This window comes from Synoicihabitans lomoniglobus (assembly GCF_029023725.1).
GTDB classification, from domain to species: domain Bacteria; phylum Verrucomicrobiota; class Verrucomicrobiia; order Opitutales; family Opitutaceae; genus Actomonas; species Actomonas lomonigloba.
In genome coordinates this window covers 2,314,032-2,332,450 of sequence record NZ_CP119075.1, presented here as the reverse complement: position 1 = coordinate 2,332,450, position 18,419 = coordinate 2,314,032, and the positions used below count along the sequence as shown (strand labels likewise).

Here is an 18,419-nt window from a genome sequence, read left to right as displayed (position 1 = left end):
AGATTTCCGGGTAAATTCATCTGGGTTGTTCCATGCCACCGCTGACTCCCGAAGACGTCAAATCCCTGTTTTGTCACGATGCCGTGGTGGACCATTATGCCGCGGCGGCGGTGGACATCGGATTGTGGCGGTCGGAGGAAGTTTTTTTCCAGCAAGCTCTGGCAGTTTCGGACACGATTTTGGAGCTGGGGTGCGGCAGCGGTCGCATTGCGCTGGGCCTGTGGGAGCTGGGTTATCGACAGATTATGGGCACCGATTTTTCACGGGAAATGATCAAGTCCGCCCGGCGTCTGGCGGGAAAGCTGGAGTATGCGGTGCCGTTTCGCGTGGCCGACGCGACGGCGCTCAAATTTGAGGACGCGATGTTCGACGGGGTGATTTTTGGCTTCAACGGGCTCATGCAGATTCCGAGTCGCGAACGTCGACGGGGAGCGTTGCGCGAAATGCTGCGGGTGGTGCGACCGGGCGGAACATTGGTTTTCACCACTCATGATCGGGCGGTGGGCGCGAAACCGGAGTTTTGGACCGAGGAAAAGGAGCGGTGGGCGGCGGGCCACCAGGACCCCCGTTTGGTCGAATTCGGTGATTTGTTCGTCGATGGACCGCACGGTGACATTTACATCCACATTCCAACGCGCGATGAAATCGTGGCAGACTTGGCGGCCGTCGGTGCTGAGATCGTCACCGACGTCATGCGATCGGAAATAGCGCAGGAACCGGCCGATGTGGTCGAGTTCTCCGTGGAATGCCGCTTTTGGCAGGTGCGGCGACCGGCCGAGGCGTGATACGCTGGCGACGCTAGTAGGCAGTCACACTGGATTATTCGTGGAGTCAGCGTCGGAACGAGTAACGATCCTGTAAGTTGTCGTAGCGCTGGGGAGGGTGTTCGATTGCGAATAACGCACGTAATGGACGCGGTCGTCGTAAGCAACGACCCTACACCTATCCGAACACTTAGACGTTACACACTGCTAGTTCCCGGGAGCGTCTGCTTTGGTTTCTTCCTTGGGCACGATCACGCCGCCGTGGGCGTTGATGATATCGACGGAGAGGCGCTCGTGGTTGCGGCGCTTGTAATCCATGGGCAGCACGGGACGACCGAGCAGCATGCGGCGAACCTTTTCCTCCTCGCTTTCCTGCGCCTGCACCCGGCGTAATTCGGCGAGTCGGGCGGCCTCGAGGTCGGCGGCTTCGCGCTTGGCTCGTTCGGCTTCGGCGAGACGGGCGGCGGCTTCGCGGCGGGCGACTTCGGCGGCCATGGCGGCGCGTTCGGCTTCCTCGGCGCGGCGGCGTGCCTCGCCCTGCGCGAGTTCCTTTTCCTGGCGCAACTGTTCCAAGCGGACCGCCGCGACGCGGGCTTCTTCCTCGGCGGCGAGACGGGCGGCTTCGGCTTCGGCTTGGTCGGCGCGTAATTGGGCGAGGGCGACCGCGGCGGCATCGGCCTCCTGCTGGGCTTTGAGGGCGGCGAGTCGGTGGGCCTCGGCTTCGGCTTCAATCCGACGCCGTTCCTCGGCCTGCACCTTGGCGGCTTCAGCCTGCTCGGCGGCGAGACGTTCGGCGGCGATCGATTGTTCCAGTTCGGCGCGGTAGCCGCGGTAGGCGAGACCGCCTCCGATGATGGCGATCAAGAGGAGGATAACGATGACGACATTCTTGTTCATGATGGATGTGTCTGAGGAGTAGATTGACGGTCGAAATAACCGTTGGGGAGTGAGTTAGACTTTGAATTAGGGAAAGAGTTCGAATTCCGCAATCTCGACGTGGGCCGCATTGGCCGCCGCCAGGTGCGCCGCTCGCGTGATGATGTCGATCCAATCGGGATTCGCCGATCTGAAGTCGGAGCTCAACACTGAGGCGAGGAACACATCGCCCGATCCCGTGGCCGACACTTCGGAGATGACCGGCGGTGACACGTGGCCCGAGGAATGGGCGGTGGCGAACTCGATATCATGGCGACCGTCGGTGATAACCCAGCGTTGCACGGGGAAACGGCGTTGGGCGGCGGCCAGACTGGGCGAACAATCGCACGATTGCAGGAGTTGCTTAAACTCGTCCCGGTTGATTTTGACCAACGTCAGCGGCAGTTCCACCAGATCCCGCAAGGGCGGACCATAGGTGTCGACGATGAGACGATCGGTTTCGGCCAGGTGGCGGCAGGCAGTTTGCAACGGCTGGCAGGCCGACCGATCCCAGCCGGGAATGCTGCCGCAGATTGCCACGGAGGCGTCGGCGCTGAGTTTGGACAAACGCGTGGCCGCCGCAAAGGCGGCCGCGGCATCGAGCGGTTGATCGGGGCCGAGGAACGTGGTTTCGCCGTGATCGGCATCGCGGGCGACCCATCCGGCGCGCGTGGAGGGGAGAGTGGGGATGAGTTCCCAGGGATACTGGGCGTGATCCTGCAGCCAGGCGCGGCAATGCGCGCCGGTGGGGCCGCCAGCAAAGCTCAAGGCAGATACCTCGGCTCCGAGGCGCTGCATCATTTTGGCGACATTGAAGCCCTTGCCGCCGACTTGAAACGACTCCTGTTGCGCACGATGCGTGCGGCCGAATGCCAGGGACGACGCGAAGGTCAGCGTGGTTTCGGCCAGGGGATTGGCGGTGAAAGTGAGAGTGGAGGCGGGCACGGGAAAATTGGGGAGGCGAAACGGCCGATCGATACCGTGGGGAATTGCGCGGGAATCGGCAACCCCGGCATTGCCAACGGTGCCTCTCCGCCCAACAACGACGGGATGGCTCGCATCGTCGCCGCGTCCGAGTGGTCCACCGTCCAAACCGTGCAGCATGCGCGGAGCCTGCTCGGGAAGCTTTTGGTCCGCCAGTCGCCGACGGACGGAACACGTATCCGAACCCGCATTACAGAGACGGAGGCATATGACGGCCCGCGGGATCAGGCCAGCCACGCGTTTCGCGGTCGCACCCCGCGCACTTCGGTCATGTTTGAACCGGCGGGCGTCTGGTATGTGTATTTGTGTTACGGCGTGCACGAAATGCTCAATCTCGTCACCGGACCGCGCGACTATCCGGCCGCCGTGCTGATTCGTGGCACGCAACGCATTCAAGGCCCGGGACGTCTCACGAAACGCCTCGGGATCGACCGCGATTTGAATACCCAGCCTTGTGCTCCGGCGAGCGGCTTGTGGTTGGAGGATGACGGACGGGTCGTTCCCGCGGACGAAGTGAGTGCCACGCCCCGGATCGGCATCGATTACGCCGGCCCGAATTGGGCCGCCAAACCGTGGCGATTTGTTTGGCGGGGTTCAGACGAGTCCTAGAGATCGGACGTGGCAATGCCTGCGCTCGGCGCAATTTCCGCCGCGGCCGGATCGCTGGAACCGTGATCAGTCAGCACGGCCACCGCCGTGCCCACTTTGACTTTTACTTCAAAACGAAGCGGCAGGCGTTGGCCGTCGAGCGACAACCAGACGCGCACTTCGCCACCGCGTTTGAACATGCCCTTGGGGTTTTCGACCATGCGTGGGATGAGCACCAAGGCCCGTTTCTTTCCCCAGGGCGTTTTGATCGTGACCTCTTCCTCGGCGGTAATCTGGAGTTCATAGAACTCGTCATCGAAGAGCACGGTGACGTCACGTTTTTCACCGATGGCGAGATCCCAGGTGCGGGTTTGAATCAATGTGGTCAGGAAGTCGGCCGGATTCCCGTCGGGTATTTCCACTTCGAGTGATTTTTCCGGACGCAGGTGATCCACGTAGCTCGCCATCGCAGTGTCGTAGTTCAAATCGATGATGGCGCTGGTTTCCTTGGTGCGCGACATCGTGGTGGCTTTGGCCTGGAGGAGTCGTCCGGTGTCGTTCTCGTAGAGCGACTCGGCCCGACCATCGAACGGATAAAGGGCGCGAATGACGCCGCGGGTCGACGTTTCCATCACGATGGTGGTGTGACTGTCCTCCGCTCCGGGCGCTTTGCTGGCGGTCATATGCAGTTCCCCCGCTTTGCCAAAGATACCCCAGCTCAGCCGGTAGGTGAAGTGTTCACCATCGGTGAGTGGCAGCTCGCTCGCATGCATGGAGCACGGGGCCATCGCGGTGAGCGTGATCGCGGACAGAAGAATCGAAAGCGTGGTGCGGCGGAAAGAAGGCAAGGAATTGAAAGGTTGGTTGGTGCGACGACCCTCATACCCGATTTATTCGAACAAAGTTTCAGCGCATTGTTTCACTGACCCGCGGCAAAGTCACCCGCTTAGAACGTTAGCTCGAGTTGATTGTTGCGACCCAGTGCCCAGGCATCGATGCCCCGCTGACGCAGCGTGGCGGCAAATTCGTCGGCAAAACCATGGACCGTGTAAACCCGCCGGGGGTTCACCCGCCGGACAAATTCCAGCAAATCTTCGTAGCCGGCATGATCGGACAAGGGGAAGGCCGCGTCGCAGGCGTGCCGGTATCGGGTCGCGGTATCGATCGCCCAGCCGGTCAGCACGGCAGTGCGAATGGGTCCCACCGCGCTGAACAGCTCGCCTTTGAGCGCCTGGGCTGGAGTGATGATCACATGGCCCGGTGCAAACATCGGAGCGAAGGAGGTGTAAGCCGGGAAAGTGACGTCATGGCTTTCGTATACGCGGGTAACCTTCTCCACCATGGGATGCAGCATGAGGGGTAAGTCGGCGTCGGAGAGGCCGTGCAAAATCTCCTGACTACGGCCGAGACTGTAGCCGAGCAGCACCGGGATTTCGCCTTGAGCCAATGTCTCCCGGCAGAACGCGATCACATCGCGAAAGACGGTCTCGGCAGGAGGGAACACGTAGTGGGAGCGCGCAAACGTCGTTTCCATGATCAACACGTCGGCGGCCGGCGTGGCGCAGGTTTCCGCCGTGCCGGAAGGCCGCAGTTTGAAATCCCCGGTGTAAAGGAGACGCCCATACTCAGGATGACTGATCAAAGCCTGTGCCGATCCCAACACGTGCCCCGCCGGCACGAGCGTGAGCGTGGCGGTGGGCGTGAGCGAAATCGGGCAATCAAACTCGATGGTGCGCGGAGGTGATTTCGGTTTGCCGGAGCGAGCTTCGATCAACGCGGCCGTGGCCGGCGTGCAAATGGCCTCGCCATGCCGCGCCACGTGGTCGGCGTGGGCGTGACTGATGACGGATCGCGGGGCCGGCTTGTGGGCATCGAGCCACCAATCGATCTGGGGCAGCCAGATGCCGTTGCGACTTTTTACCTGCCATGCCATAACGCCAAGAGTGCGGCCCGCGCTTACCGCAGTCCGAGCACGGCCATCCCAAACGCCAGAAAGAGCAGCAGCCCGGTGGCCCACCAATACCACGCGAGCTGACCCGGTCGGCCCGACGCCAGCGGGCGCGGATCGGGCGAAGACGGGGCGTCTACGTCGGCCCACGCGTCATCAGGCAGATCCAGACCGTCGTAAATATCGGACTCTCGCCAACCGGTCCGTTCATCCGCGCCGCACGCCGAGCATGATTTGGCTCCGCGCGGGATGGGCTCGCCGCAATTGGCGCATTCGGCGGGAGATTCCAACGGTCGGGAAGGCATCGGCCCGATTTATCTCTCGAAGTATTTGTGTTTCGCCAATCGCCACGCCGTGACGAAAAACGCCGTCAACGGGATCGCGAGGATCATGCCGAGGATGCCGTCAAATGCCGTGCCCCAGAAGAAGATGGCGAAAATGATGATCACTGGGTGCAGGCCGGTGCGTTCGCCCATGATCTTGGGGGTGAGAAACCAACCCTCGATGTTTTGCACGATGACAAACACGACCATGACTTTGCCCACCAGCATCCAGCCGCCCTCGGGTTGGAAAAACGCCAGTGGCAACGCAATGCTCAGTCCAATGATCGTGCCGAGGTAGGGCACGATGTTGAGCACGCCCAGAGTCAGGCCGAGCACGAGGGCGAACTTCAAGCCCATGATGGCGAACCCGATGGTGAGCAGCAGCCCCATGATCAGGCCGATCATGAGCTGGCCGCGGAAAAACGAGACCACGATGCCAATGAATTCCCGGACCAAAAACACCACATCGTCACGCACGGGTTTCTCCAGAAACGTAATCTGTTCGCCCAGGCTCCGGGTGGGGTCGCGACGGGAGAGTAGAAAGAAAAACAGGTAGATCGGCACGATGGCCAGGTTGGTGACGAAGCTGAATACGTTCATCGCGCCCGAACCAGCGGCTTTGATCGACGGCAATGCCTGGGTGAGCAACGATTGCGCCTCGGCCAAGGCGGAATCCACCACGGCCTTGATGTGGGGGTTGGCCATTTGTTTTTCGACCAACACGATCCAGTCGGGATAGTTTTCCTTCACGAAGGATAGCGCGCTTTGCCAAAACTCCGGCACGAAGGCGATGAAATCGAGCACCTGTTCGACCAGTTTGGGCGTGACCAGCAGCATCAATCCCGTGAGCACGAATGCGACCAACGCGTAAAGAATGACCACCGAGGCTACCCGGGGGCGGTCGAGTTTGCTTTCGAGGGCATCGACCACCGGACGCAGCACCAGCGCGATGATGCCGGCGGCGGTGATCGGCCAAAGCACACCGGAGAAGATTCCGACCAGTCGGGCGAGCACGACGAATGACAACGCGAGCAGGCCGATGATGACGACGAGGGCGAGAAATCCCAACGCGAAGCCCACCAGCTTACGTTGGCGATCGGTAAGCAGATGTTGCGGGCGAGGGGAGTCGACCGATTCAGGCATGGCGGGAACATCAACGCCGCCGCGCCCGCCACGCCAGCGCAAACCCGTGAAGACGTCGTTTCCGCTCAGATCGACGACCGAAAAGAAAATCATTCAAATAGCGCTTGCCCTGTCCTCCCAATGCTCTCTTTTTCTCCGTTCCTCGACGCACCCGTAGCTCAATTGGATAGAGCGTCTGACTACGAATCAGAAGGTTTGGGGTTCAAGTCCCTACGGGTGCACCAGTTTTCGAAAAGCCCGCGAGCGCTCCCAGCGCCGCGGGCTTTTTCGTGAACGGCCCCTTGTTCGCGGGCACGAAAAAGCCCGTCCCTCGGTCGTTGGACGGGCCCTTCGTAGTGAGAGCTAAACGGGTAATCGAGTCAGATCGGATCCGGCAGGAGGCCGGGATTGAACTCGGGCAGAGTGGTGCGGTGCCGTTTTACCTTAAAAAATCGGGATCGGCGTCGGAGCATGCGATCGAGTTTGTCGACCAACAGCGAGACGGCCTTGTGGCATTCATCCGTGGTCACCGAAGCATTCATGTCGGGGCCGTGGATTTCGATGTGACCCTTGGCGGTAAAGCGTTGGGCGGGTGTCTGTTTCGGGTCGCATTCAACTTCGACCCTGAGTCGGACGATTCTCTCCTCGTGACGAAACAGACGATCGGACTTTTCCTGAACATACGTCTTCAACGAAGGCGTGAGGTCGAGGTGGATGCCGGAAACGATCAGTTCGTGTGCACGGTTGTCATTTATCATGGTTTTTGTTCCTTTCGGGTTCTTGACCGAGAAAGTGAAAAGTGCCGCCCTTCAATCGTATGACCGGGCCTGAAAACGACGACTTCCCATACACGTCGGTCGTCTTGACCGGCGGATCTTCCGGGATCGGAAAATCGTTCGTTTCGCACATCGGAAAGCTGAAGCGTGATGTCTTCATTTGCAACCTATCCCGGCGGGAACCGGAGCAGGTTTTAGATCAGCTTAACCTGCGCCATATCGAAACTGATTTGAGTGATCCCGCTTCTCGGGGCGCCGCATTGGCGCAGGTATTAGCAACCCTGCGCGAACGTGCCCCGGAGGGCCCGGTATTACTGATCAATAACGCGGGATTGGGAAAGTTCGGGACATTCGGTGAAACGGATATCGCTTCACATCAGAATCTTATAGAAGTTAATATCGCGGCGGTCGTGGAACTGACCGCAGGGCTACTGCCCGTGTTGCAGGCCCGGGGCGGCACGATCATGAACCTCGCTTCGGTGGTCGCATTCCAGCCCACGCCGTTCATGGCCTGCTATGGAGCGACCAAAGCCTTTGTCCTGCAATGGAGTTACGCATTGCGGGCCGAACTGGCTCCGCAGGGCGTGCGTGTTTTGGCGGTGTGTCCGGGATCGACCGCGTCGGAGTTTCACGATCGGGCGGGCATGCAGCGCGGTGGTTGGGGCGACCGATTTACCCAAACGAGCGACCAGGTGGTCCGGGAAGCGCTGGCCGCCTTGCAGACCGACCGCGGCCATGTGGTCACCGGCTGGCTCAATAAAGTCCAATGTGCGTTGTTGTCGCGTCTGCCGCTGCGCTTGAGCACGTGGCTTTCGCATCGGGTGTTGTCGTCATACGTCCCCACCAAGCCCGCAAATTGAGCTCACCCGGGCTTGCACGCCTCCGGGGCGTTCGCCTGTGTTTTGCCATGCTAGAATTGAACCGCCGTCGGGCCGCGCCGCGTTGCGTGGCGCTCGCTCTTGCTTTCGTTAACTTTGCGGCGGCCCTGCCGGCGGCGGAGCCCACTCCGACCGATTTTGAGGCGTTGCGCTCCGGTCTGATTCCCAAGGAGGAGGTGGGGGCCAACGCATTCCTCGCGGAGCATCCCACTTACGACGGGCGCGATGTCGTGATCGCGATTTTCGACACCGGGGTCGATCCCGCGGCGGCGGGCATGGCGGTGACCACCACCGGTGAACGCAAGGTGGTGGACATGATCGATGCGTCCGGCAGTGGCGACGTCGACACGTCCACCGTGGTGCAACGGGCGGAAGACGGCGCCCTCGCCGGACTGAGCGGCCGGTCGCTGTCGCTGCCGGACGGGGTGGTCAACCCGTCCGGCGATTTTCGCCTCGGGCTCAAATCGGCCGAAGAACTTTTCCAAGGTGCCGTGCTGCGCCGCCTGACCGGACAGATCGAGCGGGAGTGGCAGGCCAAGCTCAGCCGCGTTCGAGCCGAGCGTGAGCGCACGGAGGATGTGGCATTGAAAGCCGCACGAAAAAAAGCGGCGGCGGATCGCACCCGCGCCGAAGCCGATCTGGTGGCGCGCGCCGACCTTCGCGATGCCGTCGAAGACGGTTTGATCACGGATGGTCCGGTGCCGAGCTACGACTGCGTGGTCTGGCATGATGGCGAATTCTGGCGCGTTTTGGTGGATACCGATCGTGACGCCGACCTCGCCGATGAGACCGTGCTGCGTCCCTACGGTATCGATGGGGAATACGGCACGTTCGATGCCTTCACCCATGCCACGTTCGGCGTGCAAGTTTACGAAGGTGGCGATCTGCTTTCCATCGTCACGGTGAGCGGCACGCACGGCACACACGTGGCTTCGATCGCGTCTTCCCATTACCCCGATGATCCGTCGCGTAACGGGGTCGCTCCGGGGGCTCGTATTCTCTCGATCAAGATCGGCGACATTCGCACCGGCGGTTCTTCCTACGGCATCAGCGAAAGTCGTGCGCTCGCCACCGCGGCGCGTTACGGCGTCGACCTCGTCAACGCCAGTTGGGGCGGCGCGAGTATTTTCCAGGACGGGCAGGACTCCAACGCCGGCATCTATCGCGCGTTGGTGGAGCGTTACGACATTCTCGCCATCCTCTCAGCGGGCAATGAAGGCCCCGGGCTCAGCACGGCGGGTTCCGCGGGCGGTGAAGCCAGTCGTCTGGTCGGGGTCGGTGCCTACGCGTCGACCGCCATGGCCAAGGCGCTTTATAACTCCGTCAAAGACTCGCCCAATGCTGCGCTGCAGTTCACCAGCCGTGGTCCCACTAAGGACGGCGATATTGGCGTCGACGTCATGGCGCCGGGCGCTGCCTGGGCCTCGTATTCCGCCGAGTCGCTCAAGGGCGCGGAGATGATCAACGGCACGTCCATGGCGTCTCCCTCGGTCGCAGGCGTGGCGGCGTTGGTCATCAGTGCCGCCAAACAGAACAACATCGCGGCGACTCCCGTTTTGATGCGCAACGCCTTGATTCTGGGCGCGGCGGATATCCCGGAGGAAGACGAGATGACGCGCGGTCGCGGCATGGCCAACGCTCCCGGGGCGTGGGCGAAGTTGCAGGACATTCAAAACGAGCCGGCCTTCGGCGCCTTCTACGATCTCGATGTCAGCGGGGGCACGTTCACCGAATCCGGTCGCGGTCTCTATCTGCGCGAAGCGATCGACGAACCGAGCCGTCGCGTTGCCGTCGGCGTGCAACCAGCGTGGAGCGAGTCCGTGCCCACCGACGCGCAATACGGTTGGGAAGCGGATTTTGTGCTCACCCCGGCCGACGATTGGGTGCAGGCACCCGAGTATCTGCACCTCGCCAACGGTCGCCAAAGCTTCTCGGTATTGCTCAATATTCCCGCCGCCGACGCGGCCACGCGCGAGCGCGGCGGTGTGCTCACCAGCCGCATCGACGCGCACTTGGTCAACCAGCCGGAGCTCGGGGTCGTCTGGTCGATGCCGATCACCATCGTGCGCCCGGCCGAGACCGACGTCTTTACGGACCAACACCTCAAAACCTCCGTCACGCTGCAGCCCGCCGAAACCGCGCGCCTGTTCTACACGGTGCCGCCCGGAATGGATAAACTCCAGCTGCGGGCCAAGCACGTCGCCGACGATCCCGTGGCCCGCCGTTTCTTCATTCAAGCGCTCACCGTCGCCGCGGAATCGTCCCAAACTCGCTTCAAAGCCGACTCCGTGCACTGGGTGGAGGAGGGCGATGAGATGGTGATGAATATCCCCGTCAAGCCCGGCGGTGTGACCGAGCTCGCCTTGAACCAATATTTCTACTCGGCCGATCCTGCCACGTTGCAACTGGACCTCGAATGGGCGGGCGTTGGCGTCGGCGGGGGCACGATTACGGTCGAGCCCAATGTGGGCTGGACCCCCGTGGAAATCAATCCGCCGGCGCGACGCTCGGTCGAGGTCGAGGCCCAGGTGTCCCATGGCATCTCGGTGCACTTGCCCCAGACCACCAAAGTGTTTCACGACGATGAGCGCAACGAACGCCCCGCCACCACGCTGCGGCCGGAATCCGAGCGCGCTGATATGATGCGCGTAAGCTACACCCTTGATTTCAAGGAAGCCACCAAGGCCGCACTCGCGGACCAGCAGGATTACGATTTCTCGGAGGTGCTCGGCGGAGGTCGGGCGCTCGTCGTGCACGAATCTGGTGAAGTGCTCTACAACGGGTTTCCTGATCTCGATGCGCCGATTTCGTTCCCCAAGGGTAAATCGACCATCATATCCGAATGGTTGAGCGGTCAGGCTGGCGCCGTCGATGCCGTTAAAACGTATCCCATGCGGGTCGCGGTGGCTTTGGATTCACCCAAGTCCCTGTCGGTCGCGCCCAATCTGCGCGGCATTTTCAATGGCCGCACGATTTCCTCCCTCGACCTCCGCCCGGGGCGCGAAAACATCCTCATGCTCAAAGATTCAGCCGTCGATGAGCTCGCGGAGATTTCCCCCGCGCCGGATTATTTCATCGGCGAAATGGTCTTCAAGGATGAGGAAGATCACGAGATCGTGAAACAATCCTTGGTCTACTTGGCCGGTCATGCGCCGAGCAAGACGACCGATCAGGACCCCAAGGCCAAGCCGGCCGAGGACCTGAAGTCCGATGACGAAAAATTTGCCGATGCTCTGGCGGACTTGCAGCTGAAGTTTGTGCGCGAGCACCGCATGTCGACGGACGTCGCGGTGATGGCGCGTCGCACCGCGGTGTTGTCCGATCTATTGGCCTCCCGACCCGAAGATCCGGCCCCCCTCATCGAGCAGGCCATTGACGGCGCCATCGCCGCCGGGCTCGCCAGCGACATCTGGGGCGAAGCCAAACCGGCCGAGTCCGATGAAGGGGCAGAGGGCCGTGACGCGACCGAATCCCCGACCGAAGTCGCCGCCGTCATGCCGATGGCGGAGGCTCCCGACCTCGCCACTATTCTCGGTTGGCTCGACTCCGCCGAAGCCTCGGCGAAGCCGACGGAGGTCAGCCAATTCTTCGGTGCGAAACCCGTGGCTGCCCCCGGTGATCTCGCGGCGCGTGACCGAATCGCGGCCCAGGAGAAAAAGCTGAACACCCAACGAGAAGCGCTCGCGCAAATCAATCTGCTCCGGGCCGACCTGCATCGCGGGGCAGGTGATTTGGAGGCCGCGTGGCTCAGTTGGGCCGAGATCGGTCGTTGGGAATCGAAGCCCGCTGACAACACGGCCAAACTCGAAGCCAAGCTCTACCGCGAGGCCGGTCTGCTCGGACTCGCCCTCCAGGCACTCAATACTCAAATCGAAGAGGATGGCTTCAACGCCGGTCTGCTCAAAAAGCGCATCGAACTCTACCGTGAACTCGACTGGAAGGACGTCGCCGAGCAGCAGGAACGCGTGCTCGCGCTCCGGGCTCACCGCCAGGCGCTGATGAAAAAACTCTGACGATTTCGGACCCGGTAGGGCGGTGTTGCCGCAACCGCCGAACACGTTAGTGGCCGAGAGCGACCGATTCACCGTATCGGCGCGCTCGGCGAGAGCGACCTACCTTTTATGCGCCGCATGAAACGTGTTCACCGTCTCCGTGATCGCCCGGCGTGCGATCGCGGCTTGGGTGGCGATGCGTTGATCCTGAGCCAGCCCCGTGGGGGTTTCGGTCGTGAAGCACAAATGGGTGTGATGCTCGCGCAGATAGATCGCTTCCGGCCAGGTTTCCCGCAGGGCCGGGTCGCTCTCGGGTCGAATGATGCCGGGCTCGTCGATGGGCCGCCCGTCGATGATGCTCTCGGGATCGATCGGCAGGTGCGCGGCTCCCGCGTCACGCAGCCGGGCCGCAAAACTGGGGCGACCCGTGTCGTCGAGTTCGTAGAGGTAAAACCCGGTGGCCTCCCAGTCCTCGTGCAAACAGAGCGCGAGATCGAAGCGGGGCAACCGTTCCAGCCACCGCACGTGGGCGGCGACTTCGGGGGACTGCGGTCGCAGGTAGTCCCGGTTGAGGTCGATACCCGCGGCGTTTTCGCGTTGGTCCGCCCGAAAGCCCGCGGGATTGAGCATGGGCATTAAAAACCATGTCGCCCGATCATCGAAGACGCCGAGTTCCACCATGTGCAACAGGGCCTCGGGTGGAGCCGGTTCATCGCCATGCACGCCGGCGGAGAGGTAAATCCGGGGTTTGGGCCCGACGGCGCGTCGGGAGTAGCCGAACAACGGCACGCCGTCGATTTCTCCGATAGCGTGTTCGCAGAAACCAGCCAACCTGGCCGCGGCGCGAAAACGGGCCACGAGGTCGGCAGGGTCGAGTGGGCAGGTTTTGACAGCGCTCACGGGGACGTTCTTGCTGACCGGTCCCGTTTGTCACAAGCCGCGTTTTAATTTCCGTCACCATGTCTCAAGTCCGCGTTCGTTTCGCTCCCAGTCCCACCGGTTTCTTCCACATCGGCAGTGCTCGCACCGCCTTGTTCAATTGGTTGTATGCCCGTCACACCGGCGGCGTGTTTGTTTTGCGCGTCGAAGACACCGACAAGGAGCGCAACAGCGAGGCATTCCTCAACGTCATCTATGACAGCATGCGCTGGCTCGGTCTCAACTGGGATGAAGGTCCTCAGGCGGGCGGCGATTGCGGACCCTATCGCCAAAGCGAGCGCGCCCCCATCTACACGGAGTATTTGGAAAAGCTGCGCGCGACCGGCCGCGTTTACGAAAAGGAAGGTGCCACCTGGTTCAAAATCTCCGGCGAGCCGCAGATCATCGAGGACGCCATTCGCGGTCGCGTCGAACGCACGGAGGAGAAGGACTTCGTGATCATTCGTTCCGACGGCAATCCCGTGTTTCACTTCGTCAACGTCGTCGATGACATCACCATGGGCATCACGCACGTCATTCGCGGCGAGGATCACTTGTCCAACACCAGCAAGCATACGGAGCTTTTCAAAGCCTTCGGCGCACCGTTGCCCGTGTTTGCCCACATCCCGCTCATCCTCAAACAGGATGGTCCGGGCAAGATGTCCAAACGCGACCAGGGCGCCCTGATCGAAGAGTATCAGAAACGAGGATACCTGCCCGAGGCGGTGGTCAATTTCCTCTGCCTGCTCGGGTGGAATCCCAAGGACGACAGCGAGAAACTGCCCATTGCCGAGATCATCGAACGCTTCGATTTTCCGGGGATCAACCAGAGTAATGCGCGCTTCGACGACCGCAAGATGGCGCACATGAACATGACATATCTGCTTGAGCTGCCCGCCGCCGACTATCTGGCGCTGGCTCGTCGTCATTTCGCGGCCGATCCTGCGCATGCTGCGACGATGGCAAGCGTCACGCCGGAGTATTTTGCGGACGTGATCGCGATCAGCCAGCCCAAGGTCAAAGCCATCGACGAACTGCCGGACTACACCGCGTATTTCTTCAGGGAGGAGTTCCCGTGGAACGACAAGGCCGTGAAGAAAACGTTCAAGAAAGGCGAGCCGCTGGCCCGTCTCGCCGAGTTGCGCGAGATGCTCGCCGCCGGTCCGGACTTCGCCGATGAGACGGCGGTTGAAGAAACCATCAAAGCCGCCGCCGAGGCCCAGGGGTTTGGCTTTGGTGACTACCAGGCCGTGGCTCGCCTCGCCACCACCGGCACCAATGCCGGACCCGGTCTCACCCAGATTTTCCGCGTGCTCGGCAAAGCCAAAGTGCTCGCTCGCTTCGACCGCTTCCTGGCCAACCCTCCCGCTGTTTCCTGAGCGGCCGGCAACCCGCCGAGGCGGTTTTGCTGGGAACCGAGATGATTTCCAGGGTAGGGCGGTTTCGCCGAAATCGCCGCCGTAGTCATGGCGGCGGCCTACGATCCGCCCCCAAGGGCGGCTTCCGCGGCGGCGGCCGCCTGCGGGGTCGATAACAAGGCAAAGGCGGCCCGGAATTCCTCCGACTCTTGATTCGTTTTCATTTCCCGAATGGCAGAACGAACCAAAGTGGTCCGTTGCAGTTCCGGCATTCGCACCAAAGTCAGTATTTGCTGGCGAAGGGCGTCATCGTCGCGGGCGGCGAGTAACAAGGTTGCAAAGGCCTCGCCGGCGGTATCATGGGCCGATGAAGCCGTCTGCTTTCTGGTGTAGTCGTTCAGGATTTGAGAAAGCATGTCGGTGGCTCGCGTTATTGGAGAAGAGAAGCCGTTAATTCCATTTTCCGCGTTGATCGAAATCGAGGGCGATTTTCTCAAGCTGCGTGCGTTCGAAATCGGTGACATCAAACTCAAGGTCGCTCAAAATCTCGGCCACCAGATAGAACTCCTCTTCGTTCTTGATGCGACCGCGCTTCAGAATGGTGCGATGCTTCTTTTTCAATCCGGCCTCCATCTTTCGCAGAGATGGCAGGTCCTTGACTGCGAGGGCGGAGTCGATCTCAGTTCGGGCCTCGGTCGGTAAATGGCGAGCCATGGTCAAAACGTCGTTTACGCCCTGTTTCATGCCCGCCACCGCATTGCGGCGTTCGCGGCCCTTCAATTGGGAAAATTGATTGAGCCACTTTTCCTCTTCCCCGGCAGGAAACTGGGCCGGGAAAGCGGTGAAGAACCACGAGGCCATTTTTTCGGGCGTGAGTTTCATGCGATCGGAAGGGACGCGTGCCAGCATGCCCGCTCGCCGCATCGCGAGCAAGCTCGCTCCCACTGCCGCCGGGGAGAGCGCATCGACCGCTGAGATCATCCCACCAAGCTGTCTTTGTCCTTCAGGCGCTTGATGATGAGAATGCGTTTCTTCTTTCGGTGATGCACCATGACCCACACCGGTTCTCCTTCCGTCACCTCATTTTTCAAGAACGTGTGCTTGGTATCGAAAGCGGCAGTTCCATCACCGACCTGCATTTCATGTTCAACCCACTTTCGGAACCGCCCGAGCCGCACGCCAACATGGGCGACAGTGGGCTCGGCGTGGTTGATGAAATTGAGCACCCATAGTGCACGAAACCCCAACAGCACCCCGAGTAACACGACCGAGGACAGGACAATTTCATAAGGAAACGGGATGACGTCGAAGTAGCAAAGCACCGTGGCCAGAATCGTGACGAAAAGTGGCGCATAGAAAAACTCTGATACGGTGTCTTCGAGGGTGACCTGCACCCAGAGATTGAGCTTGTTCCAAGACATGGTGGGCGTAGCGGGAGCTAGAAAAAGGGACGTTGGTTGAATCTGGAACGATTTATTTCAAATCCGGATTCGATGTATTACTGAGCCAAATCCCCAGATAACTTTTTCAAGAGTCAAACAATGTCCCGTTTGGTTGGCATTTCGATGACGAACCGGCGAAGCCGCGAATCGGAGGGACGACTTCCACGTCGTCCGCGTTGTATAAGCAACAGATTCGGCATTCAACGCCAAGACGCCAAGACGCCAAGACGCGAAGCTCGCGCCGCCTCGTCTCAAGACATGTTGCCATCTGCGACCTCCGCGATTTGGAGACTCTACGTTAAAAAGCACGGATACCTGCTCGCTGAAAGACCGCCGGAGGGACGACTTCCACGTCGTCCGCAGGTGCCTCTCGGGACGTGGCGAGGGGGGGCAACGCGGACCGGGTGGAACCGGTCCCTCCGGGGTGAGCAGTTCATCGGAGCGGTGACTTCCACGTCTTCCGCAGATGCTCCCGCACACACGGCGAACGGCAGGTGAACTCGCCGACCGATTGATTTTAGGATGTCGGGTCACCACATCGGAACGCTCAAACTAGCAACTCGAGCTGAACTGCAAGGAGGGTATTCCAAGAAGAGGTGGAAGCAAACCTTAGCCCTGCCACCGCGGACATGAACCACTCCGGGGGCTCAAAGTTGGGGCAGAATTTGTGGCAGGAAACCCCAAACCCCAAAGCCTGACCCCTGCCATGACCTCCAGACGGCCTTTATCATCACATTCAAACGCCCAGTTCAAAGTCTGCTTGGAGACATCCACGCAGACATTGAGCCAGCGGCTTTGCAGTTGCTCACTGCCAGGATTGATCGTTGGTTTGTTCATGCTTAACTCCGTGGTCCCGGTAACACCAAAACGCGGAAGGTCGCAACCCCTCGCGCTCCCGTTGCCGGGACCGCTTTCTTGGCCTCATTCACCTATTAGTAGCATGCAGAGAATTCGGGCCAGCGCACGCGATTCGGCGTATGCGACTTCACTTGCTGGACCCTCTTCTCTGATCTGAATCGTTGGCCGTAAGATCACATGGATAGCCGTTTGAAAAACTCAGGTCGGAAGGGAATCCGTCGTCACGAATACGAAGGGTTGCAGGGGTGGTTTGTCCGTTACATGCGGGAGGGAGCCCTATTTCGAAAAGTTTTTAGTGATCGAGATTTTGGAGGCGAAGAAGGATCCTTTGCGGCTGCCGAAGAATATCATCGTCAGCTCGTTTCATATTTCCCGCCTCGAACGCGAAAGGAGCATTCGGAACAGAGAAGGAAGAACTCCCGAGAAATCGTTGGAATTTCAAGAGTCACCAAGATTACAAAAAAGAAAGAATACCATTTCTGGCAGGCAAGCTGGACAGATGTTTCACTCGGCAAAGCCCGAAATAAAGTATTCTCCATTAATAAGTATGGCGAAGAGGAAGCGAAAAGATTGGCGATTGAGACGCGGCAGAAGCATCTCGATGAATTTGGGGACCAGATATTATACGATTACGGAGATGATTTAGTTTGGTTGGTTCCACCCGAGAAGATTTCGATCGCGGCGAATATCGACACTGAGGGGGAGTCGGAGGGAGCTATCGCCTTACGTGAGCATCGTTTGAGAGAACGGTCTCGCGAGCTACGCAAGGCAAAGATTTTAGATTTCATAGAAAAGCACGGACGACTGTATTGTGAGATTTGTGACTTCGATTTTGAGGCGACATACGGAGAACTAGGCGCTGGCTTGATTGAGGTCCACCACACCAAGGCCATAGCTGACTACACGAAGAATGATGTCACGACTCTGTCGGATTTGATGTTGGTGTGTTCAAACTGTCATTATGTGATACATCGTGATGAGCATTATGAACGCAATTTCACACAAATCATGAGAGTCGTCTCACTGACTAGGACACAGTCTAAAACAAAAGAAAGAAGGGCCAACAAATCGGTTCAGACAAGGACCACAAGTGGTCCTGTCTGACCTCTGGCGTTCGGTATACACATGTCTGCCCATCGCGTTACTTTATCGCTGTTAGCAATCGCTCTTTGCTCATCGTGTCACAACATGAGTAAGCGCAGTGAAATTTGGGAACTTGCAGCGATTCGAATCGAAAAATTTCAGCACGGAGGCGTTCACTACAACGCTAGAAATGGGGATCGTAGGATACTAGATCTCATCGAAGGCACGGTGCTTTCGGCAGGTTCCCTCGATGGTAAATTTCTGTTACTCGGAAGACCCACGATAGAGGATAAAAAAGAGGAGCGCCCTGTTCTCGGAAAGGTCTATATTGCAAATATTGGAACAGAAATAGATCGTGCATTGGAGTCGAGTTCGAATCCCCCAGAGTGGCTAATTCTCAAAAAACCGAATCGGGTCCCCGTGACCGACTGATATAGGATCAATCGGCCACAGGTCCCACACCACCCGGC

At 59.9% G+C, this 18,419-nt stretch carries 18 protein-coding genes and 1 tRNA gene; 8 read left to right on the top strand and 11 right to left on the bottom strand.

Translation table 11 applies throughout. The features are described from left to right. Window positions 1–32: 32 nt before the first annotated feature. Window positions 33–785, top strand: a complete 753-nt coding sequence (locus tag PXH66_RS09185) for a class I SAM-dependent methyltransferase (protein ID WP_330927611.1) — start codon at window positions 33–35, stop codon at window positions 783–785. Between the two features lie 186 nt (window positions 786–971). On the opposite strand, the gene PXH66_RS09180 is transcribed toward PXH66_RS09185, so the two are convergent. Beyond that, entirely contained in the window at window positions 972–1,661 is a 690-nt protein-coding gene (locus tag PXH66_RS09180; RefSeq protein ID WP_330927610.1) for a hypothetical protein, read from the bottom strand. A 66-nt stretch (window positions 1,662–1,727) separates the two neighbouring features. Beyond that, the gene (locus PXH66_RS09175; protein WP_330927609.1) at window positions 1,728–2,624 is read right to left on the bottom strand and encodes a PfkB family carbohydrate kinase; all 897 of its coding nucleotides are present in this window, start codon (window positions 2,622–2,624) and stop codon (window positions 1,728–1,730) included. A 36-nt stretch (window positions 2,625–2,660) separates the two neighbouring features. On the opposite strand from PXH66_RS09175, the gene PXH66_RS09170 reads away from it, so the two are divergent. Then, window positions 2,661–3,272 carry a DNA-3-methyladenine glycosylase gene (locus PXH66_RS09170; protein WP_330927608.1) on the top strand — a complete coding sequence of 204 codons (612 nt, stop codon included), beginning with the start codon at window positions 2,661–2,663 and terminating at the stop codon, window positions 3,270–3,272. Here PXH66_RS09170 and PXH66_RS09165 read toward each other — a convergent pair. The 4 genes from PXH66_RS09165 to PXH66_RS09150 form a co-directional block, all read right to left on the bottom strand. Beyond that, window positions 3,269–4,099: a DUF3108 domain-containing protein gene (locus tag PXH66_RS09165; protein ID WP_330927607.1), complete on the bottom strand. Its 831-nt coding sequence runs from the start codon at window positions 4,097–4,099 to the stop codon at window positions 3,269–3,271. The two genes, PXH66_RS09170 and PXH66_RS09165, sit on opposite strands and share 4 nt — an antisense overlap. A gap of 98 nt (window positions 4,100–4,197) precedes the next feature. Then, window positions 4,198–5,184 (bottom strand): MBL fold metallo-hydrolase RNA specificity domain-containing protein, encoded by a 987-nt coding sequence (locus tag PXH66_RS09160; RefSeq protein WP_330927606.1) that lies wholly within the window; start codon window positions 5,182–5,184, stop codon window positions 4,198–4,200. 23 nt (window positions 5,185–5,207) lie between these two features. Beyond that, the gene (locus PXH66_RS09155) at window positions 5,208–5,504 is read right to left on the bottom strand and encodes a zinc ribbon domain-containing protein (RefSeq protein ID WP_330927605.1); all 297 of its coding nucleotides are present in this window, start codon (window positions 5,502–5,504) and stop codon (window positions 5,208–5,210) included. Between the two features lie 9 nt (window positions 5,505–5,513). After that, on the bottom strand, window positions 5,514–6,665 hold the full coding sequence (locus tag PXH66_RS09150; protein ID WP_330927604.1) for an AI-2E family transporter: 1,152 nt from the start codon (window positions 6,663–6,665) through the stop codon (window positions 5,514–5,516). A 147-nt stretch (window positions 6,666–6,812) separates the two neighbouring features. On the opposite strand from PXH66_RS09150, the gene PXH66_RS09145 reads away from it, so the two are divergent. Continuing rightward, window positions 6,813–6,889: transfer RNA gene (locus PXH66_RS09145), tRNA-Arg, on the top strand. A 135-nt stretch (window positions 6,890–7,024) separates the two neighbouring features. Here PXH66_RS09145 and hpf read toward each other — a convergent pair. Then, window positions 7,025–7,402 carry a ribosome hibernation-promoting factor, HPF/YfiA family gene (gene hpf, locus PXH66_RS09140; RefSeq protein WP_330927602.1) on the bottom strand — a complete coding sequence of 126 codons (378 nt, stop codon included), beginning with the start codon at window positions 7,400–7,402 and terminating at the stop codon, window positions 7,025–7,027. Window positions 7,403–7,461: 59 nt separating this feature from the next. On the opposite strand from hpf, the gene PXH66_RS09135 reads away from it, so the two are divergent. Together PXH66_RS09135 and PXH66_RS09130 are read left to right on the top strand one after the other, a co-directional pair. Then, window positions 7,462–8,280, top strand: coding sequence for an SDR family NAD(P)-dependent oxidoreductase (locus PXH66_RS09135; protein WP_330927601.1), 819 nt, complete (start codon window positions 7,462–7,464; stop codon window positions 8,278–8,280). 47 nt (window positions 8,281–8,327) lie between these two features. Beyond that, entirely contained in the window at window positions 8,328–12,311 is a 3,984-nt protein-coding gene (locus PXH66_RS09130) for a S8 family serine peptidase (protein ID WP_330927600.1), read from the top strand. A gap of 99 nt (window positions 12,312–12,410) precedes the next feature. Here PXH66_RS09130 and PXH66_RS09125 read toward each other — a convergent pair whose 3' ends face one another. Further along, complete coding sequence (locus tag PXH66_RS09125) at window positions 12,411–13,190, bottom strand: M14 family metallopeptidase (RefSeq protein ID WP_330927599.1); 780 nt, start codon at window positions 13,188–13,190, stop codon at window positions 12,411–12,413. A gap of 59 nt (window positions 13,191–13,249) precedes the next feature. Between PXH66_RS09125 and PXH66_RS09120 the strand changes: the two genes are divergently transcribed. Further along, entirely contained in the window at window positions 13,250–14,587 is a 1,338-nt protein-coding gene (locus tag PXH66_RS09120) for a glutamate--tRNA ligase (RefSeq protein ID WP_330927598.1), read from the top strand. Between the two features lie 98 nt (window positions 14,588–14,685). Here the strand turns inward: PXH66_RS09120 and PXH66_RS09115 are convergent, their stop codons facing one another. Genes PXH66_RS09115 through PXH66_RS09105 form a run of 3 tightly spaced genes read right to left on the bottom strand, consistent with a single transcriptional unit; the run spans window position 14,686 to window position 15,987 of the window. Then, on the bottom strand, window positions 14,686–15,063 hold the full coding sequence (locus tag PXH66_RS09115; RefSeq protein WP_330932330.1) for a hypothetical protein: 378 nt from the start codon (window positions 15,061–15,063) through the stop codon (window positions 14,686–14,688). Beyond that, complete coding sequence (locus tag PXH66_RS09110; RefSeq protein ID WP_330932329.1) at window positions 15,017–15,547, bottom strand: hypothetical protein; 531 nt, start codon at window positions 15,545–15,547, stop codon at window positions 15,017–15,019. Before PXH66_RS09110 ends, PXH66_RS09115 begins: the two co-directional genes overlap by 47 nt. Beyond that, entirely contained in the window at window positions 15,544–15,987 is a 444-nt protein-coding gene (locus PXH66_RS09105) for a hypothetical protein (protein WP_330927595.1), read from the bottom strand. Before PXH66_RS09105 ends, PXH66_RS09110 begins: the two co-directional genes overlap by 4 nt. 1,056 nt (window positions 15,988–17,043) lie before the next feature. Between PXH66_RS09105 and PXH66_RS09100 the strand changes: the two genes are divergently transcribed. Together PXH66_RS09100 and PXH66_RS09095 are read left to right on the top strand one after the other, a co-directional pair. Then, a complete protein-coding gene (locus PXH66_RS09100) occupies window positions 17,044–17,970 on the top strand; it encodes an AP2 domain-containing protein (RefSeq protein WP_330929722.1) in 927 nt (308 codons plus the stop codon). 21 nt (window positions 17,971–17,991) lie between these two features. Further along, entirely contained in the window at window positions 17,992–18,381 is a 390-nt protein-coding gene (locus tag PXH66_RS09095; protein ID WP_330929721.1) for a hypothetical protein, read from the top strand. Window positions 18,382–18,419: the final 38 nt, after the last annotated feature.